The organism is Pseudomonas sp. GL_135 (assembly GCF_057834665.1).
This window is the reverse complement of record NZ_CM174408.1, coordinates 2375541-2397232: the sequence shown is the minus strand read 5'-3', so window position 1 is coordinate 2397232 and position 21692 is coordinate 2375541. Positions and strand designations below refer to the sequence as shown.

20 protein-coding genes are annotated in these 21692 nt (G+C 62.5%); 10 read left to right on the top strand and 10 right to left on the bottom strand.

Features of this window, described 5'->3' with window-relative positions; genetic code table 11:
- Nucleotides 1-36: 36 nt before the first annotated feature.
- The 3 genes from AC3ISG_RS10685 to AC3ISG_RS10675 all read left to right on the top strand — a co-directional run bounded on the left by AC3ISG_RS10685 (nucleotide 37) and on the right by AC3ISG_RS10675 (nucleotide 2889).
- A complete protein-coding gene (locus tag AC3ISG_RS10685; RefSeq protein WP_122624703.1) occupies nucleotides 37-681 on the top strand; it encodes an HAD family hydrolase in 645 nt (214 codons plus the stop codon).
- Nucleotides 682-763: 82 nt separating this feature from the next.
- On the top strand, nucleotides 764-1984 hold the full coding sequence (locus AC3ISG_RS10680) for a putative DNA modification/repair radical SAM protein (protein WP_489299224.1): 1221 nt from the start codon (nucleotides 764-766) through the stop codon (nucleotides 1982-1984).
- A complete protein-coding gene (locus AC3ISG_RS10675) occupies nucleotides 1981-2889 on the top strand; it encodes a TIGR03915 family putative DNA repair protein (protein WP_489299223.1) in 909 nt (302 codons plus the stop codon). Before AC3ISG_RS10680 ends, AC3ISG_RS10675 begins: the two co-directional genes overlap by 4 nt.
- A gap of 25 nt (nucleotides 2890-2914) precedes the next feature.
- On the opposite strand, the gene AC3ISG_RS10670 is transcribed toward AC3ISG_RS10675, so the two are convergent.
- The 3 genes from AC3ISG_RS10670 to AC3ISG_RS10660 form a co-directional block, all read right to left on the bottom strand.
- Entirely contained in the window at nucleotides 2915-3982 is a 1068-nt protein-coding gene (locus tag AC3ISG_RS10670) for an alpha/beta hydrolase family protein (RefSeq protein ID WP_489299222.1), read from the bottom strand.
- A 400-nt stretch (nucleotides 3983-4382) separates the two neighbouring features.
- Nucleotides 4383-4988 (bottom strand): FMN-dependent NADH-azoreductase, encoded by a 606-nt coding sequence (locus AC3ISG_RS10665; RefSeq protein ID WP_489299221.1) that lies wholly within the window; start codon nucleotides 4986-4988, stop codon nucleotides 4383-4385.
- Between the two features lie 598 nt (nucleotides 4989-5586).
- Nucleotides 5587-6522 (bottom strand): LysR substrate-binding domain-containing protein, encoded by a 936-nt coding sequence (locus AC3ISG_RS10660; protein WP_489299220.1) that lies wholly within the window; start codon nucleotides 6520-6522, stop codon nucleotides 5587-5589.
- Between the two features lie 173 nt (nucleotides 6523-6695).
- Between AC3ISG_RS10660 and AC3ISG_RS10655 the strand changes: the two genes are divergently transcribed.
- The 3 genes from AC3ISG_RS10655 to AC3ISG_RS10645 all read left to right on the top strand — a co-directional run bounded on the left by AC3ISG_RS10655 (nucleotide 6696) and on the right by AC3ISG_RS10645 (nucleotide 10113).
- Nucleotides 6696-8936: a heavy metal translocating P-type ATPase gene (locus AC3ISG_RS10655; RefSeq protein WP_489299219.1), complete on the top strand. Its 2241-nt coding sequence runs from the start codon at nucleotides 6696-6698 to the stop codon at nucleotides 8934-8936.
- Entirely contained in the window at nucleotides 8933-9346 is a 414-nt protein-coding gene (gene cueR, locus AC3ISG_RS10650; RefSeq protein WP_489299218.1) for a Cu(I)-responsive transcriptional regulator, read from the top strand. Before AC3ISG_RS10655 ends, cueR begins: the two co-directional genes overlap by 4 nt.
- A gap of 194 nt (nucleotides 9347-9540) precedes the next feature.
- Nucleotides 9541-10113 (top strand): cytochrome P460 family protein, encoded by a 573-nt coding sequence (locus AC3ISG_RS10645; protein ID WP_489299217.1) that lies wholly within the window; start codon nucleotides 9541-9543, stop codon nucleotides 10111-10113.
- Nucleotides 10114-10323: 210 nt separating this feature from the next.
- Here AC3ISG_RS10645 and acpP read toward each other — a convergent pair whose 3' ends face one another.
- On the bottom strand, nucleotides 10324-10566 hold the full coding sequence (gene acpP / locus AC3ISG_RS10640; protein WP_489299216.1) for an acyl carrier protein: 243 nt from the start codon (nucleotides 10564-10566) through the stop codon (nucleotides 10324-10326).
- Nucleotides 10567-10914: 348 nt separating this feature from the next.
- Here acpP and AC3ISG_RS10635 point away from each other — a divergent pair, with 348 nt between their 5' ends.
- Nucleotides 10915-11274 (top strand): MmcQ/YjbR family DNA-binding protein, encoded by a 360-nt coding sequence (locus AC3ISG_RS10635; protein WP_122538715.1) that lies wholly within the window; start codon nucleotides 10915-10917, stop codon nucleotides 11272-11274.
- A gap of 31 nt (nucleotides 11275-11305) precedes the next feature.
- Here AC3ISG_RS10635 and AC3ISG_RS10630 read toward each other — a convergent pair whose 3' ends face one another.
- On the bottom strand, nucleotides 11306-11749 hold the full coding sequence (locus AC3ISG_RS10630) for a DUF1294 domain-containing protein (protein WP_489299215.1): 444 nt from the start codon (nucleotides 11747-11749) through the stop codon (nucleotides 11306-11308).
- Nucleotides 11750-11756: 7 nt separating this feature from the next.
- Entirely contained in the window at nucleotides 11757-12587 is an 831-nt protein-coding gene (locus AC3ISG_RS10625) for an undecaprenyl-diphosphate phosphatase (protein ID WP_272635228.1), read from the bottom strand.
- A 357-nt stretch (nucleotides 12588-12944) separates the two neighbouring features.
- On the opposite strand from AC3ISG_RS10625, the gene pnuC reads away from it, so the two are divergent.
- Together pnuC and AC3ISG_RS10615 are read left to right on the top strand one after the other, a co-directional pair.
- The gene (pnuC, locus tag AC3ISG_RS10620) at nucleotides 12945-13508 is read left to right on the top strand and encodes a nicotinamide riboside transporter PnuC (protein WP_489299214.1); all 564 of its coding nucleotides are present in this window, start codon (nucleotides 12945-12947) and stop codon (nucleotides 13506-13508) included.
- A gap of 5 nt (nucleotides 13509-13513) precedes the next feature.
- Complete coding sequence (locus tag AC3ISG_RS10615; RefSeq protein ID WP_489299213.1) at nucleotides 13514-14038, top strand: AAA family ATPase; 525 nt, start codon at nucleotides 13514-13516, stop codon at nucleotides 14036-14038.
- A 51-nt stretch (nucleotides 14039-14089) separates the two neighbouring features.
- Here the strand turns inward: AC3ISG_RS10615 and AC3ISG_RS10610 are convergent, their stop codons facing one another.
- On the bottom strand, nucleotides 14090-15427 hold the full coding sequence (locus tag AC3ISG_RS10610; RefSeq protein WP_489299212.1) for a sigma 54-interacting transcriptional regulator: 1338 nt from the start codon (nucleotides 15425-15427) through the stop codon (nucleotides 14090-14092).
- A 388-nt stretch (nucleotides 15428-15815) separates the two neighbouring features.
- Between AC3ISG_RS10610 and AC3ISG_RS10605 the strand changes: the two genes are divergently transcribed.
- Nucleotides 15816-16082, top strand: a complete 267-nt coding sequence (locus AC3ISG_RS10605) for a hypothetical protein (protein WP_062381945.1) — start codon at nucleotides 15816-15818, stop codon at nucleotides 16080-16082.
- A gap of 35 nt (nucleotides 16083-16117) precedes the next feature.
- On the opposite strand, the gene AC3ISG_RS10600 is transcribed toward AC3ISG_RS10605, so the two are convergent.
- The 3 genes from AC3ISG_RS10600 to cobN form a co-directional block, all read right to left on the bottom strand.
- Nucleotides 16118-16696 carry a vWA domain-containing protein gene (locus AC3ISG_RS10600; protein ID WP_489299497.1) on the bottom strand — a complete coding sequence of 193 codons (579 nt, stop codon included), beginning with the start codon at nucleotides 16694-16696 and terminating at the stop codon, nucleotides 16118-16120.
- A 101-nt stretch (nucleotides 16697-16797) separates the two neighbouring features.
- Entirely contained in the window at nucleotides 16798-17838 is a 1041-nt protein-coding gene (locus tag AC3ISG_RS10595) for a magnesium chelatase ATPase subunit I (RefSeq protein WP_489299211.1), read from the bottom strand.
- 88 nt (nucleotides 17839-17926) lie between these two features.
- On the bottom strand, nucleotides 17927-21691 hold the full coding sequence (gene cobN / locus AC3ISG_RS10590) for a cobaltochelatase subunit CobN (protein ID WP_489299210.1): 3765 nt from the start codon (nucleotides 21689-21691) through the stop codon (nucleotides 17927-17929).
- Nucleotide 21692 lies beyond the last annotated feature (1 nt).

Below are 21692 nucleotides of genomic sequence, written 5' to 3'. Positions count from 1 at the left end.
CAAGCAACCTGATCGAGAAAAGAAGGAGAACCCTGTTTGAATATTGCCGGCGTCATTTTTGACTGCGACGGAACCCTGGTTGACAGCGAACGGCTGGCCGCCGGGTTGCTGCGAGAGATCCTTCACCAGCATCAGGTGTTGCTGAGCGTCGAGGAGGTGCTGCAACGCTTTCGAGGCGTGCAGTTTGCGCTATGCCTGGAAGGCCTCTGCCGCGATTATCCATGGCTGCCGAGCGACGAGATCGAAACCGAATTCCGAGCGCGCACCCTGCCGCTGCTGCGGGAGCGACTGGAAGAAATGCCCGGCGCGGTCGACTTCGTGCGCAATCTGGCGCTGCCCAAGTGCGTAGCGTCCAACGGCCCGCGCAGCAAGATCGAAACGTGCCTGAGCACAGTCGGCCTGCTGGACGTGTTCCACGGCTTGATCGTCAGCGCTTATGAAGTGCAGTCGTGGAAACCGTCCCCGGTGCTGATCGAACACGCCGCAGAATTGCTGGGCCTGCCGCCCACTCAGTGTCTGCTGGTGGAGGACAGCGTTCCGGGCGTTGAAGCCGGGCTCGGTGCCGGTGCGCAAGTGGCGGGCTACGGCGACACCGATTTCTCGGCCTTCGTGGGCAATGCCAACTTCCATCGCGTCAAGGATTTCGGCGAATTGAAGGAATTGGTACAGCGCATCAGTTGATCGACCGGCCATCCATCCGATCGGCCCTTGTTCATCACCGACCAACTCGATACTGTACATAAAAACAGTATCGAGAAAATCCATGCAGCTGATCGACAAGCTGAGCATCCTCGCCGACGCCGCCAAGTACGACGCCTCCTGCGCCAGCAGCGCCGCCCCCAAACGCAGTTCCGAGGGCAAATCCGGCCTTGGTTCAAGCACCGGCATGGGCATCTGCCACAGCTACACCCCCGATGGGCGCTGCGTCTCGCTGCTGAAAATTCTGCTGACCAACTTCTGTCTCTACGACTGCCAGTACTGCGTGAATCGCCGGTCCAGCGACGTGCCCCGCGCACGTTTCAGTCCGGAGGAAGTGGTGACGTTGACCATGGATTTCTACCGTCGCAACTGCGTCAGCGGCCTGTTTCTCAGCTCCGGGATCATCCGCTCGGCGGACTACACCATGGAACAGCTGATTCGCGTGGCCAAACTGCTCCGTGAAGACCACGAATTCCGTGGCTACATCCACCTCAAGACCATTCCCGAAGCGGACCCCGCGCTGATCGAAGAGGCCGGCCGTTACGCCGATCGCCTGAGCGTCAATATCGAATTGCCGACCCAGCTGGGCCTGCAGAGCCTGGCGCCGGAAAAAGAAATGGGTTCGATCAAGCAGGCCATGCAGACCATCTACACCGGTCAGCAAACCGTGCTGAATGAACCGCGTGCGCCAAAATTCACCCCGGCCGGGCAAAGCACGCAGATGATTGTCGGTGCTGACGAAACCGATGACAGCACCATCCTGCACACCGCCGAATCGTTGTACGGCGATTTCCGCCTCAAGCGTGTCTACTACTCGGCGTTCAGCCCGATTCCCAACAGCCCGAAAAGCGTGCCCCATGCCGCGCCGCCACTGATGCGCGAGCACCGCTTGTACCAGGCAGACTTTCTGCTGCGCAGTTACGGCTACAGTGCCAACGAATTGCTGCAGGGCCCGGGGCATCTGGCCCTGGACATCGACCCCAAGCTGGCCTGGGCGCTGGAGCATCGCGACATCTTCCCGCTGGACCTCAACCGCGCGGAGCCGGCCATGATCGCGCGGATCCCCGGCATCGGCATTCGCACCACCAAGCGCCTGGTCGAACTGCGCCGCCAGCGCCGCATTCGTTATGAAGACCTGACCCGTCTGCGCTGCGTGCTGGCCAAGGCCAAGCCGTTCATCATTACCAGCGACTACCATCCGCGCCAGGCCGACAGCTCGAGCATCGATCTGCGCGAGCAACTGCGCGACAAACCTCAGCCGCAGCAAATGGCGCTGTGGGGATGATCATTCTCGATTGCGCCGACGCCTTCGATACCTGGCGGCAGCAGGCGCGCTGGCTGCTGAGCCATCAGATCAACCCGGATCAGGTGAGCTGGAGCGTGCAGCAGGACGCTGACCTGTTCGCCAGCGACACCGATTACCCGGACGAGCCCGGTCCGTTCCGCGCGCGCATACCCCTCGAATTGCTGGAACTGCTGCAGAACGCGGCGCAATTCTGCGGCGACCAACGCTGGACGCTCTTGTATGAGGTGCTCTGGCGCGTCAGCCACGGTGATCGCACGGCGATGCTGGCCGGGGACAAACTGGGCAGCGAACTGCACCGACGCCTGAAACAGGTCAGCCGCGAAGCTCATCACCTGCATGCGTTTCTGCGTTTCGTGGCGTTGCCGGTGCTCGACAATGCCGAAGACGTCGCCGCCAAGGCAGCGTTACTGGAGATGTCCTGCCTGCCGGAATACGTTGCGTGGCACGAGCCAGCCCACGACATTCTGCGCACCGCCAGCGAGCACTTCATCGGGCGCATGGGCCGTCATCGCTGGATGATCGCAACGCCCAAAGACGGCGTGTTTTATGACGGCAAGCAATTGATTCATCAGCCGGTGTGCCCGGAGGCGTGGCAATCGCTGGCACGCAATGCCGACGATCCCCATGGCAATTTGTGGCTGACTTATTACAGCCACATCTTCAACCCGGCCCGGCTGAATCCGAAGGTCATGCAGGGACATCTGCCGGCGCGGTTCTGGAAGAACCTGCCAGAGGGGCCGTTGATTCCGGCATTGATCAGCGAGGCGCGTACCGGTGGCCAGCGTGATGGTCAGGCGCGAGAGATCGCCGAGCGCCGCGGCAAAGTGATTCGTGGCAAACCGGCGGCGCCCTCACCCGCAGCGGACACAAACCAGGCTCCGTAGGAGCATCAGAAGTTTCTGTGCACCACTACTGATCGAGGCTGCCGACTGGATCAAATTCATGGTGGGCGGCGGTCTGCATGTCGGCAGTGCTGATGGGCGTGCCGAGTGCAGTATCGAAAAAGCGTACGGCCTCGCTGCTCAGGTCGCGGTGAATGCTTTCACGGTTGACGCCAATGGCGTCGGTGCACAGACCAGGCTGGGTGGCGCGTTGCTCGTCGTCGCAGGGTGCCATGAACACGAAATGCCCTGCCCCGGCGAACAGTTTGAAATCAGAGACATCGGGCAGCTTGCGCGCCAGCGCTTCGGCGTTCTTATCGATGGCGAGCAGTTCGTCGCCGTCGCCGCTGTACAGCAACACCGGCACGTGCACATCCGCCAGCGTCTGCCGACCGAACATCAACCCCAGCGGTGCCATCAGCATCAACGCGCCTACACGGGGGTCGGCTTGGGCGTGCAGGTCTTCACGGTCTGCCACCAATTCGCCTTGGGTTTTACAGGCGTCATGGTCTTGGGGCCGCTCGGTACAGTAATGGCGCAGACGCTGGAGATCAGGCTGGGCGCCCGCCAGAATCAACGCCGTTTCGCCACCCGCCGAATAACCGATCACCCCGACACGGCGCGCGCTGATGTACGGCGAGAGCATCGGGTCGATCAATGCGGCACTGATGGCTTCGGAGATTTGCAGGGGGCGGCCGTAGAGATTGCTCAGGCTGCCCAGACGGCTGTGGTCCATGTAGTTGTCGCCCGGGTGAAACACCGCCACCACGACAAAACCCTTGCGTGCCAATGACGTCGCCAGGTCGTGCTGCGCGAGCGGTGTGCCGGTGTTGCCGTGGGACAGCATCAGCAAGGGGAAGCGGCCCATGGCAATGGTGGCGTCTTCCGACGCTTCAATGGGATAGCCTTGAACGCGGGTGATGTGTTCATCGTCGGTGGAGGGGTAAAAGGCGTACGCGTGCATCGGCCGGGAATCCAGGGGATCGAGAAACGTCAGCTCGTGAAAGCCCACGCTCCAGCTCTGCAGCTCGCTGGCTTGCACCGAAATCAGGCTGCCCAGCAGGCTGATCATCATCACTGCACAAAGACGCATCATTGCAATGCCCCTCACCTTATCAATCCATCCTTGCCGATTCAGACGCGCAAGGCCCAATGGCCCGTAAACACGGCGTCTGTCGCTATCTGACCCCTGGGGTTCGATAACATTCCGAAACGTTTGAGGATCAATGGTGCACAAGGCGGGCCAAGCTCGACTGATTAAAGAGAATGGCCACCGCTTGACGCAGAACGGACCGAAGAGGCCGGCATTCTACGGTGCTGCAAGGAGATTACGCGCAAAGATGTCATAAAGGCTGTCGCTGGGCTGAATGACAGGACGCAAAAGCCGAGGGGACTGATTTATTTACAGCGCTTCACCGTAAATTAATCTGTCCCCTCGGCTGCTGAGGGCTTATCTCACCGGGGACCGTCGAATGTATCCCTGCGAGTGCCCGGGCTTAGGCGAACAGCGTTTCGCTGATGTTTTTCTGCGCAGCGGCCATGGCGGCGGCACGCGGCTCGTCGCCATAAGCGAGGCCTTCGGCCACGACGAACTGCAGATCGGTGACGCCGATGAAACCGAATACGACCTTGAGCAAATCATCATGGCCCGCGCCACTCGGCAGGCCCTGATGCAGACCGCCCGTCGTCGAAACGATGATCACTTTCTTGCCCTTGCACAGACCTTCCGGGCCCGCTTCGGTGTAACGGAAGGTGCGGCCGGCTACACAGATCCGGTCGATCCATGCTTTCAACTGGCTCGGGATGCTGAAGTTGTACATCGGCGCACCGATGACCACCACGTCAGACGACAGGAACTCTTCAAGCGTGGCTTCGTTCGTCTCCACTTCCAGCGTCTGTGACGCGTCACGACCTTCCACCGGCGTACCGGCAGCGGCCAGCGTCGCACCGGAGAAATGATTGAGCGGCTCATTCGCCAGGTCGCGGTAAACCACCTGAGTATCCGGGGTGATGGCGGTAAAAGACTGAACAACACTGCGGCTCAACTGACGCGAAGCGGAGTGATCGCCGAGGATGCTGGAATCGATGTGCAAGAGTTTCATAAGGTGCTCCCCAAGGTGAGAATCGCCGCCTGGCGATCAAGTGGCGTCATCCTACCGTGCGAACCAATGCGTGATTAGAGGGGGCAAATGCGATAGATCGTCCCACATGCAGGACAATAAAAAGATGAAGCGCCGGCGCTGAGTTGAGGGATCCGCGAAAAATCCTGACATTGACGGCCTCCACACTGGCCCCTTCCCGGCTAAAGCCGGTCCCACTAAAAGCAGCGCATTCAGCCAGTAAACTCCCGAGCAGCCGTCAGTGGGACCGGCTTCAGCCGGGAAGCAGTTGATCTGCTCTTGATCTTGATCTTCAAACACAAAAGGTCCAGACACCGCCAATCGCGACTTGGGTGCAGGCCGAACGCAGACGACGCGCAGTGGGCCGAGCCGCATGGATGCGGCGAGAGCGCCGTCAGGACAGAGATGTCCGTTCGGCGCGGGCCCACGGAGCGTCGTCGGAGTGAGGGAACCCTGAGGAACGAAGGGCCAAACCAGGAGCAAGCACCCTTGGTTACTTGGGGTGCTTTTCCAAGTAACTCGCCGAAGGCGAAACCCGAGGCCGTTAGGCCGACGCTCTGGATCTTGATCTTCAAAGAGCTCAAAGATGCCCCGCCAACTCACATGCCTCCCGATCCGCTCTGGCATTCGCACCAAAATCCTCCGCCAGTAAATCCACCAACCCCCGCACCGACGGCAACAACCCCCGCCGCGACGGAAACACCGCATGAATCAACCCGCTCGGCGGCCGGAACCCCGGCAACACCTCGACCAGCCGCCCCTCATGCAACGAATGCCGAATCATGATCTCCGGCATCTGCACCACCCCCACCCCCTCAACCGCCGCCCGGTGCAACGCATCCAGATCAGACGTCACAAAGCGCGGCTGATGGGCAACCTCAACCCGCTTATCGTCCGGCCCGATCAACGCCCAGCGGTGATCCCGGTTTGCCGGGGCCAGATCCATACTCGGCAGCCCCAGCAAATCCTGCGGCGTACGCAGCGACAAACCCTCCACCAACGACGGTCGCGCCACCAGCTTCTGGACACTCTCGCCCAACACCTTCATCACCAGATTCTCATCGTCCAGCGGCGGAAACCGCACCCTCAGCGCGATGTCATAGCCCTCCCCCAACACATCCACCCGACGGTTGGTGCTTTCCACCTGAACCTGCACTTTCGGGTGCAGCACCAGAAACCTGGCGATCGTGTCGCTCACCCCCATGGCCCCGAGTGCAGGCGGGCAACTGATGCGCACGATGCCCTGGGGTTCGGACCGCGATTGCTCGACCACCTTCTCGGCGGCATCGGCCTCCACCAGCATCGCCACACAGTGCCGGTAATAATCCAGACCCACCTCGGTCACCGTGAACTTGCGCGTGGTGCGCTGGATCAGCCGCACACCCAGCCGATCCTCCAGCTGCGCAATGCGCCGACTGAGCTTGGTCTTCGGCACCTCGATCTTGCGCGCGGCGGCGGCGAACCCCTTGTTCTCGACCACCTGCACGAAGTAGTACAAATCGTTGAAGTCGTACACGGTATGCCGCTCGCCTGGCCAAAAGGGCTGAGATTGTCGCAGGTTGCAAATGGGCTGTCCTGCATGCCCTGGGCAAACGATCCGCCAGAAAAAACCATCACGGCACGCCCCTTGACCTTGCCAGAAGGGCAAGGTTGATCCTTACTGGCATTCGACTCACCGGAGTGTCCACCATGCCCAGTCCCGCCACATTCGATCTGCCCATTACCGGCATGACCTGCGCCAGCTGCGCAGGCCGGGTCGAGCGCGCCCTGCGCAAAGTGCCGGGCGTTCAACTCGCCACGGTCAACCTCGCCAACGAACGCGCCCACGTCGAGGTCAGCGGGCAGATCGATCCCGCCGTGCTGTTAGCCGCCGTCGACAAGGCGGGCTACGGCGCCAGCCTCGAACAGGATTCAGCCGTCCAGCAGGCCGACCAGCGCCAACGTCACGACACCGAGCGCTGGCAGTTGATCGTGGCCATCGTTCTCGCGCTGCCACTGGTGCTGCCGATGATCCTGCAACCGTTCGGCGTCCACGGGATGCTCCCGGCATGGCTGCAGTTCGCCCTGGCAACGCCGGTGCAGTTTCTCCTCGGCGCGCGCTTTTACATAGCCGCGTGGAAAGCCGTGCGCGCCGGCGCCGGCAACATGGATTTGCTCGTCGCATTGGGCACCAGCGCCGGTTATGGGTTGAGCGTTTACCAGTGGCTCAGCGCTGCGCCCGGTACGATGCCGCACCTGTACTTCGAGGCGTCGGCGGTGGTCATCGCCCTGGTCCTGCTCGGCAAATACCTGGAGAGCAGCGCCAAGCGCCAGACCGCCAGCGCGATTCGGGCGCTGGAAGCCTTGCGCCCCGACCGCGCGATCCGGCTGGTGAACGGGCAGGAAGTGGACGTCGCCATCAGCGAATTGAGCGTCGGCGATACGGTGGTAGTAAAACCCGGCGAGCGCTTTCCGGTGGATGGCGAGGTGACCGAAGGCCAGAGCCACGCCGATGAAGCCCTTATCAGCGGCGAAAGCCTGCCGGTGCCGAAACAGCCCGGCGACAGGGTCACTGGCGGCGCGATCAATGGCGAAGGTCGGCTGCTGATCAGCACCCGGGCGCTGGGCGCGGAAACCGTGCTGGCGCGCATCATCCGTCTGGTGGAAGCCGCGCAGTCTGCCAAGGCGCCGATTCAGAAGCTGGTCGACAAAGTCAGTCAGGTGTTCGTACCGGTGGTCTTGTTGACAGCGATCGCCACACTGACCGGCTGGCTGATGGCCGGTGCCTCACTGGAGAGCGCATTGATCAACGCCGTCACCGTGCTGGTCATCGCCTGCCCCTGCGCGCTGGGGCTAGCCACGCCCACCGCGATCATGGCCGGCACCGGCGTGGCCGCACGCCACGGCATCCTCATCAAGGACGCCGAAGCCCTGGAACGCGCCCATGAAGTCACCACGGTGGTGTTCGACAAGACCGGCACGCTGACCTCCGGCAAGCCGCGCATTGCCCACCTGGTCGCGCTCGACGGTAATGAAAATAACGTGCTTGAACTGGCCGGTGCGTTGCAGCGTGGCAGCGAACACCCATTGGCCAAAGCGGTGCTGGACGTGACCACAGAGCGCGGCCTGCAGCTGGAGACCGTCAGCAACAGCCGAGCGCTGGCCGGGCGCGGGATCGCTGGCACCCTGGGCGGTCGCGAACTGGCGCTGGGCAATCAGCGCCTGCTGCAGGAAAGCGGCTTGCTGCCAGAAAGCGGCCTGACCGGAGACGCCCTGCACGAGCGCGCTCTGGCCTGGGAGGCGGAAGGCCGCACGCTGTCCTGGCTCATCGAATTGAGCCCGCAGCGTCAGGTGCTGGGCCTGTTTGCCTTCGGCGACACGCTGAAGACCGGCGCCGTTGAGGCCATCGCGCAACTGAACGCCCGGCACATCAGCAGCTACTTGCTGACGGGTGACAATCGCGGCAGTGCGAGAGTCGTCGCGCAGGCTCTGGGCATCAGCGACGTGCACGCCGAGGTCTTGCCTGCCGACAAAGCCGCGACCGTCGTGTCCCTGAAGAAAACCGGCGTGGTGGCGATGGTCGGTGACGGCATCAACGACGCCCCTGCCCTGGCCGCTGCCGACATTGGCATCGCCATGGGCGGCGGCACGGACGTCGCCATGCATGCCGCCGGCATCACCCTGATGCGCGGCGACCCACGGTTGATCCCCGCCGCCCTCGACATCAGCCGCAAGACCTACGCGAAGATCCGCCAGAATCTGTTCTGGGCCTTTGTCTATAACCTGATCGGCATTCCGCTGGCCGCGTTCGGCCTGCTCAATCCGGTGCTGGCCGGCGCGGCCATGGCCTTGTCGAGTGTCAGCGTCGTGAGCAACGCTCTGCTGTTGAAAACCTGGACACCCAAAGACGACCCCAAAGACAAGCCCAACCACACGGGAGACGCGTCATGAACATCGGACAAGCCGCCAAACGCAGTGGCCTAAGCGCCAAGATGATTCGTTATTACGAATCCATCGGCCTGCTGCCTGCCGCTGCCCGCACCGGCAGCGGTTACCGCCTGTACGGCCCGGACGAGTTGCACACCCTGGCGTTCATCAAACGCTCGCGGGATCTGGGGTTTTCCCTGGAAGCGGTCGGCAAACTGCTGACCCTGTGGCAGGACCGCGGCCGCGCCAGCGCCGACGTCAAGGCGCTGGCCCACCAGCACATAGCCGAACTCAATCAGAAAATCGAGGAATTGGCCGGGCTGCGCGACACGCTGCAGAACCTGGTCAGCCACTGCCAGGGCGACCGTCGCCCGGACTGCCCGATTCTGGCGGACCTGGCGTCCAATGGCGCTCGCACCCATCAGCCCGTGTAACGCCTGAAGGCACGCGCGCCGCCGGATCATTTCGCCCCGTGCAATGCTGGATTGCGGGATTGGGTCATTCCGCTGCCTTTCAGATCGCGGGATGATCGGCGTGCGGCGATAGATCAGCTCTGAAGTCCTCATCCCACCGCCGAAGCGCCATTCAACGCTGCGTTCACCTTTGTCTACCCACGGGAGAATCTGTGATGACCCGGAACATGCGTTTTGCCTCGGTGACCGCCAGCGCGCTCTGCGCACTGATCGGTCTTACATGGCTCGGGCTTTCGAAGTTCGGGCTTTCCTCCGAGGCGAGGGCTGAAGCACCCCAAGGCGCGCCACCCGACGCCTCGCCGGTGTTTGGCGTAACGCTGCCACCGGGGTACCGCGACTGGCCGTTCGTGAGCATCGCCCATGAAGCCGGGGACAAACAGGACATCCGGGTCATCCTCGGCAACGACATCGCCATGCAAGCCTTCAGAGACGGCATCCGGCCATTTCCGGACGGCGCGATCATCGCCCGCCTTGCCTACAACTACGAGGTGTCCGCGCAGAACAACGCGGTCTTCGGTCGTGAGCAATCGTTCGTCGCGGGGGACCCGACCAACGTGCAGATTGAAATCAAGGATTCGAAACGCTTCGCCAGCACCGGCGGCTGGGGTTATGGGCAATTTGAAGAGGGCAACGCCAACCCCAGCGAGAAACTCGCCAACAGCTGCTTCGCCTGCCACAACAAACTGCCGGCGGCGACTGACCTGATCTTCACCCGTTATTCCCGGTGATACCTGGGCGGGAAAGGAGCAGCGCCCCGACCGCTATCCACTCACCCCGCCGCTGATGCCGCGCGCGCAACATTTGAGCGATGGTTTGAGATAACTGGAGTTTTGGGGTGTTTGCACCCGTTGCAAGGAAATATCAGAAGACGACCCCTAGATGAATAATAGTTGGCTGATGAGAGAGGGCTGTACCAAACAGCCCATCTCAATACTTTCTCAGTGGTTTTTGGTGAAAATCAAATCGATTACCTGGCCAACCGTCTTAATAGATTCAGCTTCTTCATCCGTTATCTCAATCTCGAACTCGCCTTCCACCGCCATCACTAGCTCTTTGAGGTCGATTGAGTCAGCGCCCAAGTCGTCGATGAACCTCGATTTCTCAGAAACGTCCTCTTCAAGAACACCAACTTTATCGGCGATTATTTCCTTAATCTTGGCAGCAATATCAGCCTTGTCCATGGCACACCTCTTTTCTCGTTGGTTGAGTACAATGTTTCGAATTCTCCCCCCGATAGCCTTGCCCGACTACTGTCAGAAATGACAGGTTTTGCTCGAAAACCTTGCCATTTCGATGAGCGGCACTGTGGTGCAAGCCCGGCATTCAGTTTTAAACCCGCACTCACGGGTTGGCTCGCAATCTACTCCGCGACTTTCAGCGCAACGGCGTTTACGACTGATAGCTTCTGCAAGGCTGGCCGTATGCAGTCCGAGGCAAAGCCCATCATACTGAGGACGCTTATGACTCCCCCGGAATAAAACTCCATTCAAGCCTGTGGCAGAATGCACTTTTTCAACCTGGAACTCCTCATGCGAGTTGAAGCCCTTCAGATTGAAGCAGTTGCTACGTTCTGCCTGAGCCTTCCGGGCGCGCGGGAGGACTACAAATGGGGCGGCATCAGGGTGTTCTCTGTCGCAGACACCAAAATGTTCGCCGTGATGGGCCTGGCGGGCAACGACCTGTCGTTCAAGGTCGGCGCCGAGCTGTTCCTCGGCTACGTTGACCGTCCGGGCGTGCGACCTGCGCCGTACCTCGCCCGCGCCCACTGGATCACCCTCACCTATCCGTTCGCCATGGGCGAAGACGAGCTGAAGGAATTGCTGACCCGCTCCCACCAGTTAGTGGTCGGCAAACTGTCGAAGCGCCGGCAGGTGGCACTGAAGCTGTGACCGCGCCCGTCCAGAGTCGTAGGTGATTCGTTTAAAACAGGTGGCGCGAGATCAGGCGACCGCCGAACAGCAGACGGTCGATCCAGAATAACTCGTGCAGCAGCACAATCAGCCAGAACAGCAACTGGTAGGAAAACTTGCGAGTTTTGTGGCGGAACACCTGCTGGGCCAGCAGTGCGCCGGGCCAGCCACCGAGCAGTTCCATTCCGTGAAGCAGCTTTTCCGGCGTACGCTGGCCGCCGTGCCGGGCCTGCTGCTTGTCGTAGCCGTACGAGGCAAAGGCAACAACGCTCATCAGCGCGTAGATCGCCGCCGGCAGCCAGCTGCCGCCGCGCGTCCAATACGTCACAACCCCGTAAACCGGCAAGCCGCACAGCAACAAGAGCGCCAGGAGCTTGAGTTTCAGGAAGCGCACCGCAACAGGCTTGCCAGCAGCCGGTCGACCCGGGTTTTGCGGTTCAGAGCGCTGAGTCATTGAAAGATCAGCCCTGCACGCTGGACCAGTCGACCCAGCCGAATTGCCAGGTCGCCAGAATCAGCAAACCGAAGGCGATGCGGTACCAGGCGAACACGTCGTAGCTGTGGGTGGCGATGAACTTGAGCAAGCCACGCACGGCGATCATCGCGAAGATGAACGCGGCGATGAAGCCGATGGCAAACACTGGCAAATCGTCGGGCTGGAACAGGTGGCGGTATTTGTAACCGGAGTACACCGAAGCCGCGATCATGGTGGGCATCGCCAGAAAGAACGAAAACTCGGTGGCGGTCTTGCGCGACAGGCCGAACAGCAGCCCGCCGATGATGGTCGAGCCCGACCGCGAGGTGCCGGGAATCATCGCCAGGCATTGCGCGAAGCCGACCTTCAACGCATCCACCCACGTCATCTCATCCACGGTTTCGGCGTGAATCGCATGCTCGCGGCGCTCGGCCCAGAGCATGATGAAGCCGCCGACCACCAGTGCAACGGCCACGGTGATCGGGTTGAACAGGTATTCGTGGATCAGGTCGGAAAACAGCACCCCGAGGACCATGGCCGGCAGCACGCCGATGATCAGGTTGAGGGTGAATCGACGCGCCTCGGGCCGCGTCGGCAAACCGCTGACGACGTCGAGGATCTTGCGGCGAAACTCCCACATCACTGCGAGGATCGCCCCCAGTTGAATGATGATATTGAACGCCATCGCGCGCTCGCCGCCAAAGCCGATCAGATCAGCGACGATGATCTGATGGCCCGTGCTGGAGATCGGCAGAAATTCCGTCAGCCCTTCCACAACCCCAAGTATCAGCGCCTGTGCAGCGGTCCAAAGATCCATCATTCCCCCGGCTGGAACCTGCTCATGGCAAGGCTCTCTTGATTTGTATTACAAACTGTTGCGCGAACGATAAACGGTCCCGCGTAAAAAAAGCATGAACGCTGAAGCGGTCTGGCTCGGGCATGAGCGCGGCGATGCTAGCAGACCTTTCTGACGAACGCGCTAGCATGAATACTGGCGCGAAGCCTTTGACGTTCGCCCCGCGCCCGTTACATTTTCTCTATGAGCGCCACTGGATGCCCTGAAGGTTTTCCGCTGCCTTTTCAGACGCTTCCGACGCATCATCGCCCCCCACCTCGGGCGATAAAGCGCCTACAATCGCCGACCCGTTTTTCCACCGTCTCTTCAGGAGTTGCCATGTCTGGGCTTGAGCTGTTCGCCGCTGCACTCGGTGTCATAGCCGTCTGGCTGACAGTCAAACAGAACCCGTGGTGCTGGCCGATCGGCCTGGTCATGGTGCTGCTCTACACCTGGATCTTCTTTGACGTGAAGCTTTACTCCGACATGCTGCTGCAGGTGGTCTACGCCGGGCTGCAGCTATACGGCTGGTGGCAGTGGACCCGACGGGGCGCGGCAGACAACGGCCGCCTCGTCACCTCGCTGGGCAGCGGCAGTCTGTTGCTCAGTCTGGCGGCCGGCGCGGTGGTCAGCCTCGTGCTTGGCGCGGCCATGGCCCACTTGACCGACGCTGCGCAACCCTGGCTCGACGCCACACTGACCGGCTACAGCCTGGTGGCGCAGGTCTGGATGGCGCAAAAACGCGTGCAGTGCTGGCCGCTGTGGATCCTCCTCGATGTCATCTTCGTCGGTCTGTTTCTCTACAAGGCGCTGTACCTCACCGCCGGCCTCTATGCCCTGTTCACCCTGCTCGCCGTGCAAGGCTGGCGTGACTGGCGCGCCGACCCAGCGCTGGCGCGTTGACCGGGATGAAAGTGCTGGTACTGACAGGGCCTGAATCCAGCGGCAAGAGCTGGCTGGCGGAAGAGATCCAACGACAGTTCGGTGGCGTGCTGGTGGGCGAATACGTCCGCCAGTACATCGATGAGGTGCAGCGGGACACCGTTTACGCTGACATCGACGTCATCGCCCACGAGCAACTGGCCCGGGAAGACGCCGCCCGCGCAATCAAGCCGGCACTGCTGATCCTCGACACCCATTTGCTCAGCAACATCCTCTGGAGTCGTACGCTGTTCAACGACTGCCCGGCCTGGCTCGAAGCCGCCCTCGTCGAGCGCCAGTACGATCTGCACCTGTTGCTATCGCCCGACGGCGTCGAATGGGTCGGCGACGGTCAGCGCTGCCAGCCGGATCTGGGGGAACGCCAGGCATTCTTCGAGGCCAGCCGGCAATGGCTGGTGGCCCACGGGCAGCCTTTCGCTGTGATTGAAGGAAGCTGGAGCGAGCGCAACGAACATGTGCTGCAGCGGGTCGCCCGGTTGATCAACGGCTGAATGCAAAACACCCGGAAGGTGGCGTCGGGGCATAAATCGCCCGACGCCGGGTCAACGAATCTGGTGTTTGTGCAGCAAGCGATAGAACGTGGGCCGCGAAATGCCCAGCACTTTGGCCGCTACGCTGAGGTTGTCGCTGTGACGGGTCAACACATCACACAGCGCTTGCCGTTCCGCCCGGGACTTGTACTCATCCAGGGTGGCCATGCTGGAGCTGATTTCCTCTTCGCCCAGCAAGCCGAGGTCAAACGCTTCAATCTGCCGCCCTTCTGCGAGCACCAGCCCGCGACGAACCCGGTTTTCCAGCTCCCGCACGTTGCCGGGCCAGTCGTGCTTGCCCATGGCGACCAGCGCGTCCTGACTGAAATTGCGCGCCCGCCGGCCGGTCTCCCGGCTGTAGAACTGAGCGAAGTGATTGGCCAGCAACGCCAGATCGCCGTGCCGTTCACGCAAAGGTGCGGTGCCCACTTGCAACACATTGAGCCGGTAATACAGGTCTTCACGAAAACGCTTCATGCGAATCGCCGCTTCCAGGTCGACGTGGGTCGCCGCCAGGACCCGTACATCGACCGGGATGCGTTCGCCGGCCACCTGGATGTGCCGATCCTGCAAAAACCGCAGCAGGTTGGCCTGCACGTCCAGGGGCAGATCGCCAATTCCGTCGAGAAACAAGGTGCCGCCGTTGGCTTCTTCGATGCGCCCCGGCTTGCGTTGGCGTGATGCGTCGACTGTCTCCCCTGCGTCGCCGAAGAGCTCTTCCTGCAGCAAACCCTCCGAAGCCGCCCCGCAGTTGACCGAAATAAAGGGCTGCTCGCGGCGCTGGGACTGTCCATGCAACGTGCGCGCGATCAATTCCTTGCCTGTCCCGCCTTCGCCTCGGATCAGCACTGGCGATTCAGTGGGCGCCAGCTTGCCCAGCAAACGCCGCAACTCGCGCATCGGCCGGCTTTCCCCCAGAAGTTGCTGCCCCGGGTTCTCGCCAACAGGGAGACCATTGGGATGGCTGGCGTCTTTGGCTCGCAGTCGCGCCATCCCGTAGGCGCGCCCTAACGTGACCTGCACCCGCGCGACATCGAAGGGCAAGGTATGGAAATCGAAGAACCATTCGCAGACGAAATCACCGATGTGCTCGCGGCGCAGGTCCTCGCTGGTCAGCACAGCGATCCATTCGGTGTTGCTTCGGGAAATAAGGGATTTGACCACTTCGGGGTGGGCGAAATGCTCGGGCAGCAGGCGGATAAGACCTACGTCGCAGGGACGCAACGCCGCCTCTTGCAGGGTGCAGCTGTCGACATCCCAACCCGCGATACGCAAGCCGGGGACCAGCTGCAAACATTCCTCGCACGGTTCGACGATCAGCAGGCGGCGGATGGAGGCCAGATCATGCATGTTTGATTCCTTGGCGCCGGGGTCGCGTAGTGATCCATGGAGAAAACGTTCTTATAAACAGTGGCTTGTGAAGGCCGATTGACACCATAGCAAGATTTTTGACACGCCCTTGGATCGATTCTCTATAAGCCTGAGATCGAAACGTGCTTAGCAGCAGCGTGCGAGATCGAACGTCGCTGGGCCTGAAAACCCCGGCGCCGGAACAGCTCACCCAGGCGCGGGAAGGAAGCGCGGCCTCACGTTCGTTCAAAATAAATCAGGAAATTTCAGGAATGGGTGTGACTCAGCCGTGGGGGACGGTCATCAGTACAGGTAGCGACACCAGTCACCACCGAGCGAAACGCCCGCCGCCGGTGCACAACGGATACGGGCACTTTGAGGACAGTCCATGAACGCCCCCTTGCGCTTCAACGATGCTTTGCTGATTGCCGGTCACGCCTTTGAACCCTTCCAGTGCGTGGCCTGGGCCCCACAGGATGGCAACGGCGAGCTGAGCCTGACGGTCGTCGACCGCACCAGCACCCGCATTGGCCGCAAGCAGATCCCCAGCAGCGCCTACTCCGATCCGAAGCAACTGGCGCAGTTTCTTGAACAGGCCCGTGCGGAGATCAGCGGTGAAGGCTACAGCCTTGAGCCGTGGACCATGCCGGCCTGAGACCTGCTGATCACACACCTGCCGGCGACGTGCGCTCAGCACTCGTCGATGTGGCGGTAGTCAGCGTCTAGTTGCGCGGCGATGTCCCGGGCGCGGCCCAGTCGGATGGGCCCGCGCTCGATGTCGATCAGCAGCACGGGGCTGCTGAACAAAGGAAGCGGCTGCGCCGGTCGTGCTGATAGCGTCGGCATGTCCTTGACCCGCCCGTCCGTGAGAATCAGCACCCGTTGCTGTTCCGCCGGGCAGCGCTTCTGCCGCTTGGCTGACCAGGCCGCGGCCTGGTTGATCGCATCAAACAGCGGCGTGCCGCCCCCAGCGCCCAATGCATCCAGCCAGGGCTGCAACGTAGCGCTGGCCTTCAGGCCCTGATGCTGCCAGCGGGCGCCCTTGCCGCTGGCGGTGAGCAACGCCAGTCTGGCGCGCTGCCGATAGGCATCGTCGAACACCCCTGCCAATAACCCCTTCGCCTGACTCAACGCCTGATTGCGTCGGGTCGATGCCGACGCGTCGACGATCACCAGCCAGAGCTGCTCCGGCCGGCGACTGCGGGGTTGATGCACCAGATCGGCACGAGCCCGAGGGCGGCCGCGCAGCAACGTCGGCAGCCAGGCAATGGCGCCGTCGGCACCTGAGCGTGCGGCGCCATTTTTACCGCCACCCGCTGCGCCCGGTCGAGGGCTGGCATTCGCCCCCTTCGACAGGCGGGGGCGAATGCCTAGGGCTTTTTTGACCAGTGGGGCACTTCTTTGCGATTGCCGGTTTGCACGCTGCGAGCGGGTAGCTCGCCCCAACTGCCCTCGCCTGATTCTGACGCGTCATGTTGCGGCCGAGCACCGTCATCGGGTGTCGGCGGGGTTTGCTCTGACGGCGCAGGCGGCTGAGGCTGGGAGTGATGGGGGGGTTGCGGCTCGCGCCGACGGTGGCGCAGGGCGAAATCAGCCACGGCGTCGATGTCCGCTTCAGTGATATGGGCTCCGCCACGCCAGGCTGAATGGGCACGGGCCGCGCGCAACCAGACCAGATCCGCCCGCAAACCGTCGACCCCGGCGGCAAAACAACGCTCGGTGATCAGGCCCAGACTGACGTCATCCAGCTCGATGCTCGGCAATAGTTCACGGGCGGTTTCACAACGGGCCTTCAATGCCTGCTGTTGCGGGGCCCATTGCGCGCAGAACGCTTCAGGGTCGGCGTCGAAATCCAGCCGGCGGCGAATGATCTGCCCGCGCTGGTGCGGCACTGTCTGCCCGCTCAACGCCACGTTCAGGCCGAAACGGTCGAGCAATTGCGGCCGCAGCTCGCCCTCTTCGGGGTTCATGGTGCCGATCAGCACGAAGCGCGCCGCGTGGCGATGGGAGATGCCGTCGCGCTCCACCAGATTAACGCCGCTGGCGGCCACATCCAGCAGCAGATCGACCAGATGGTCCGGCAGCAGATTAACCTCATCGACGTACAGCACGCCGCCGTCCGCCTTCGCCAGAACCCCAGGGGAGAAAGCCGCGCGGCCCTCGCCCAGTGCCGCGTCAAGGTCCAGCGTGCCGACCAGCCGCTCCTCGGTGGCGCCCAGCGGCAGCGTGACGAACTGACCGCTGGCCAACAGATCCGCCAGCCCTCGGGCCAGGGTCGATTTGGCCATGCCGCGCGGCCCTTCAATCAACACGCCGCCGATTTTCGGGTCGATGGCGGTCAGGCACAAGGCGAGCTTCAGGTCATCGGCACCGACGACGGCGGCCAAGGGAAAATGTGGGGTGTCGGTCATGTTCGATTCTCGTCAAGCGGCAGGGCAGTCACGTTGTTCAAGCCCGTCAGGCGTCTGTGCGCACTGCCGGGCAGGCGCTCATCCATCCTCATGACTCTTCGATGTCCAGCAACAGATTCTCCAGCGCCTCGCGGTACTCGCCCGGCTCCTGCCACAAGCCGCGCTGCTGGGCTTCGAGCATGCGCTCGGTCATGTCCCGCAATGCGTCGGGGTTGTGCTGCTGGATGAAATCGCGGGTCGAGGCGTCCAGCAGATAGGCGTCGGCGAGCAGCGCGTATTGGTGGTCGTCGATCAGTTCGGTGGTGGCGTCGAAGGCGAACAGGAAATCCACCGTCGCCGCCATCTCGAACGCGCCCTTGTAGCCGTGGCGCTTGACCCCTTCGATCCACTTCGGATTGGCCGCCCGCGAGCGCACCACCCGGTTGAGTTCTTCCTTCAGCGTGCGGATTTTCGGCAGATCGGGCTGGCTGTGGTCGCCGTGATAACTGGCGACCTTTTCGCCGGACAGGCTTTCCACCGCCGCCAGCATCCCGCCCTGGAACTGGTAGTAATCGTTGGAATCCAGCAGATCGTGTTCGCGGTTGTCCTGATTCTGCAGCACCGCCTGAACCTGGCTCAGCCGCCTGGCAAAACCGTCACGGGCCGGCGTGCCCTCGTCGCTGCCGCCATAGGCGTAGCCGCCCCAGTTCAAGTAGACCTCGGCGAGGTCGTCGCGGCTTTGCCACAAGCGTCCGTCGATGGCGTTCTGCACCCCCGCGCCATACGCGCCCGGTTTGGCGCCGAAGATGCGCCAGCCGGCCTGCTTCGCCGCTTGATCGGCATCCAGACCGTCGCGCAGCAGTTGCTCACGCTCCTGGCGCACGCGCGCCGCCAGAGGGTTCATGTCGTCGGGCTCGTCCAGCGCGGCGACGGCCTGCACCGCCGCATCGAACAGGCGGATCAGGTTGGCGAACGCGTCGCGGAAAAAACCGGACACCCGCAGGGTCACATCGACCCGAGGCCGATCTAGCAGGCTCAAGGGCAGGATTTCGAAATCATCCACGCGCTGACTGCCCGTCGCCCACACCGGACGCACCCCCATCAACGCCATGGCCTGAGCGATGTCATCGCCGCCTGTGCGCATGGTTGCCGTGCCCCACACCGAAAGACCCAGCTGACGGAGGTAATCACCATGGTCCTGTAAGTGCCTCTCCAGCAACAGATTCGCCGACTGGAAACCAATGCGCCACGCGGTCATGGTCGGCAGGTTTCTCACGTCCACCGAGAAGAAGTTGCGCCCGGTGGGCAACACGTCCAGCCGTCCGCGACTGGGGGCGCCGCTTGGCCCCGCCGGGACGAAACGCCCACTTAGCGCGCTGAGCAGGTTGGACATCTCCGCAGGACCACAGGCGTCGAGGCGCGGGATCACGACTTCATGCAGAGAATCAACAACTTCTGATAAACCTTTGTTTTCAAAGCGATTACTCACCTCGATTCCAGAGGCGATCTGCTCAATCATCTGCGCGGCCAGCAGCTCCAGCCGCTCGCGGGTGTCACCCGTGGTGCGCCACGGTTCAGCGCTGACCTCATGTAATACCTGAGGTTTATCGCCGGTCCACGGCGCGCCGAGGTCACAGTCCAAAGGGTCGAAATCCAGTGCCAGCGCCTGACTCAAAACGCGCAACAGGCTCGCCTGACCGCCGCGACCATCGCCGCGAGGCACGCGCACCATCGCCAGCAGCGTGTCGATGCGCAGCCGTCCAGTGGGCGACTCGCCAAACACGTGCAGGCCATCGCGAATTTGCGATTCCTTGAGGTCACACAGATAGGTGTCCAGGCGCGGCAACCACACGGCGGCATCGGCCTCGCTGCTGGCGTCCCCGTCCATCGCCAGTTCGCGGTCGATATGGGTTTCGCGCACCAACCGTAGAATGTCCTTTTGCAGCTCCCGGGCGCGGCGCGGGTCAAGCAGCTGCGCTTCGTAGTATTCGTCCGCCAGCAGTTCAAGGTCGCGCAGCGGCCCGTAGGTTTCGGCGCGGGTCAGCGGCGGCATCAAGTGGTCGATGATCACCGCCTGGGTACGGCGCTTGGCCTGTGCGCCCTCGCCCGGATCGTTGACGATGAACGGGTAGATATTCGGCATTGGGCCAAGGATCGCGTCGGGCCAGCAGTGCTCGGACAAACCGACCCCTTTGCCTGGCAGCCACTCCAGATTGCCGTGCTTGCCGACGTGGATGACGGCGTGGGCGCCATAGCGTTTGCGCAGCCAGAAGTAGAACGCCAGGTAACCGTGGGGCGGCACCAGATCAGGATCGTGATACACCGCGCTGTGATCGACGTTGTAGCCCCGCGCCGGTTGAATGCCGACGAAGGTCATGCCGAAACGCAGGCCGGCGATCATCATCCGCCCTTCGCGACACATCGGATCTGTCTGCGGCGCGCCCCACCGAGCCATCACGGCGTCGCGATTGGCCTCAGGCAACTCCTGAAACGCCGCCAGGTACTCGTCCATGGCCATGCTCTGATGGCACGGCCGCTGATCGAGGCTGTCCGGGTCATTGGTGACACCGCCAAGCAGGGCATGAATCAGCGCAGTGCCGGTTTCGGGCAAGCCTTCGACCGGGTAGCCCTCGGCCTGCATCGCCTTAAGGATGTTCAGGGCGGCCGCCGGCGTGTCGAGGCCGACGCCATTGCCGATGCGCCCGTCACGGGTCGGGTAGTTGGCGAGAATAAGCGCCACGCGCTTGTCGGCGTTGGCCGTGCGGGCCAGCAGCACCCAGCGCCGGGCCAGTTCGGCGACGAAATCCATGCGCCCCGGCTGGGCGCGGTAGCAGACCACGTCGGACTGGCTGCGCTCGCTGTGCCAGGCCAGGTCCTTGAAGCTGATCGGCCGGCTGATGATGCGACCGTCCAGTTCCGGCAGCGCGATGTGCATCGCCAGGTCGCGGGGGCCCAGCCCTTGGGCGCTTGCCCGCCAGGCGGGTTCATTGTCCTGGGCGCAAATGGCCTGAATGACCGGGATGTCCCGGCGAAACGGTCGTACATCCGGCGCTTCCGGGTTCGATTGAGCAAACCCGGTGGTGTTGAGGATGACCTCGCAGTCCACCTCGTCGAGCCAATCCTGTATCGCGCTCATGCAGCCGGCTTCTTTCAGGCTGGCGACAGCGATCGGTAATGGGTTCAATCCCTGGGCCGACAAGCGCTCGCAGAACACATCGATGAAACCGGTGTTTGCCGCTTGCAAGTGGGAGCGATAAAACAGCACGGCGGCGACCGGCTGATCCGCGCGCCAATCGGCCTGCCAGCGGGCCAAATCGGCGTTGGTGTTCTGCGGATGGTAAATGACGGTGCGCGGCAAGGTTTGCGGCTCGACCCAGGGATAGTCGCCGCCCAGCCAGCGTGTGGCGATGAAGTTGAACAGCGCCAGCGCGTTGTGCTTGCCGCCCTGACGCAGGTAATGCCAGAGCCGATCACGGTCTTCGGCAGACTCCGTGCTCAGGCCGCTCAGCTCGGGGTCCGGGCGATCACAACCCGGCACCAGAATCAGCTTCACCCCCTTTGCCGCCAGTTCCACCAGCCGCTCGACGCCATAACGCCAGTAGCCGATGCCGCCGTGCAGGGAAATCAGGATGACTTTGGCGTGGCGCAGCACCTCGTCGACGTACAAATCCACCGATGCATGATTTTGCACCTGCATCGGATTGGCCAGGCGCAGGCTCGGGTAGTCACCCGGCAGTTGCTGCGCGGTTTCAGCCAGCAGGGCCAGATTCGAGTCGGCGCTGCACAGGATCACCAGCTCGGCGGGGGTCTGGCCCAGGTCAGCGATGCTGTCGTCAGGAACGAAGCCGCCGGGCTGAGTGCGCAGCAGGTGCATG

Coding starts and splice junctions, on each gene's coding strand:
- AC3ISG_RS10680 (WP_489299224.1), top strand. CDS start 764: ATGCAGCTGATCGACAAGCTGAGCATCCTCGCCGACGCCGCCAAGTAC.
- AC3ISG_RS10675 (WP_489299223.1), top strand. CDS start 1,981: ATGATCATTCTCGATTGCGCCGACGCCTTCGATACCTGGCGGCAGCAG.
- AC3ISG_RS10670 (WP_489299222.1), bottom strand. CDS start 3,982: ATGATGCGTCTTTGTGCAGTGATGATGATCAGCCTGCTGGGCAGCCTG.
- AC3ISG_RS10665 (WP_489299221.1), bottom strand. CDS start 4,988: ATGAAACTCTTGCACATCGATTCCAGCATCCTCGGCGATCACTCCGCT.
- AC3ISG_RS10655 (WP_489299219.1), top strand. CDS start 6,696: ATGCCCAGTCCCGCCACATTCGATCTGCCCATTACCGGCATGACCTGC.
- cueR (WP_489299218.1), top strand. CDS start 8,933: ATGAACATCGGACAAGCCGCCAAACGCAGTGGCCTAAGCGCCAAGATG.
- AC3ISG_RS10645 (WP_489299217.1), top strand. CDS start 9,541: ATGACCCGGAACATGCGTTTTGCCTCGGTGACCGCCAGCGCGCTCTGC.
- acpP (WP_489299216.1), bottom strand. CDS start 10,566: ATGGACAAGGCTGATATTGCTGCCAAGATTAAGGAAATAATCGCCGAT.
- AC3ISG_RS10635 (WP_122538715.1), top strand. CDS start 10,915: ATGCGAGTTGAAGCCCTTCAGATTGAAGCAGTTGCTACGTTCTGCCTG.
- AC3ISG_RS10630 (WP_489299215.1), bottom strand. CDS start 11,749: ATGACTCAGCGCTCTGAACCGCAAAACCCGGGTCGACCGGCTGCTGGC.
- AC3ISG_RS10625 (WP_272635228.1), bottom strand. CDS start 12,587: ATGGATCTTTGGACCGCTGCACAGGCGCTGATACTTGGGGTTGTGGAA.
- pnuC (WP_489299214.1), top strand. CDS start 12,945: ATGTCTGGGCTTGAGCTGTTCGCCGCTGCACTCGGTGTCATAGCCGTC.
- AC3ISG_RS10615 (WP_489299213.1), top strand. CDS start 13,514: ATGAAAGTGCTGGTACTGACAGGGCCTGAATCCAGCGGCAAGAGCTGG.
- AC3ISG_RS10610 (WP_489299212.1), bottom strand. CDS start 15,427: ATGCATGATCTGGCCTCCATCCGCCGCCTGCTGATCGTCGAACCGTGC.
- AC3ISG_RS10605 (WP_062381945.1), top strand. CDS start 15,816: ATGAACGCCCCCTTGCGCTTCAACGATGCTTTGCTGATTGCCGGTCAC.
- AC3ISG_RS10595 (WP_489299211.1), bottom strand. CDS start 17,838: ATGACCGACACCCCACATTTTCCCTTGGCCGCCGTCGTCGGTGCCGAT.
- cobN (WP_489299210.1), bottom strand. CDS start 21,691: ATGCACCTGCTGCGCACTCAGCCCGGCGGCTTCGTTCCTGACGACAGC.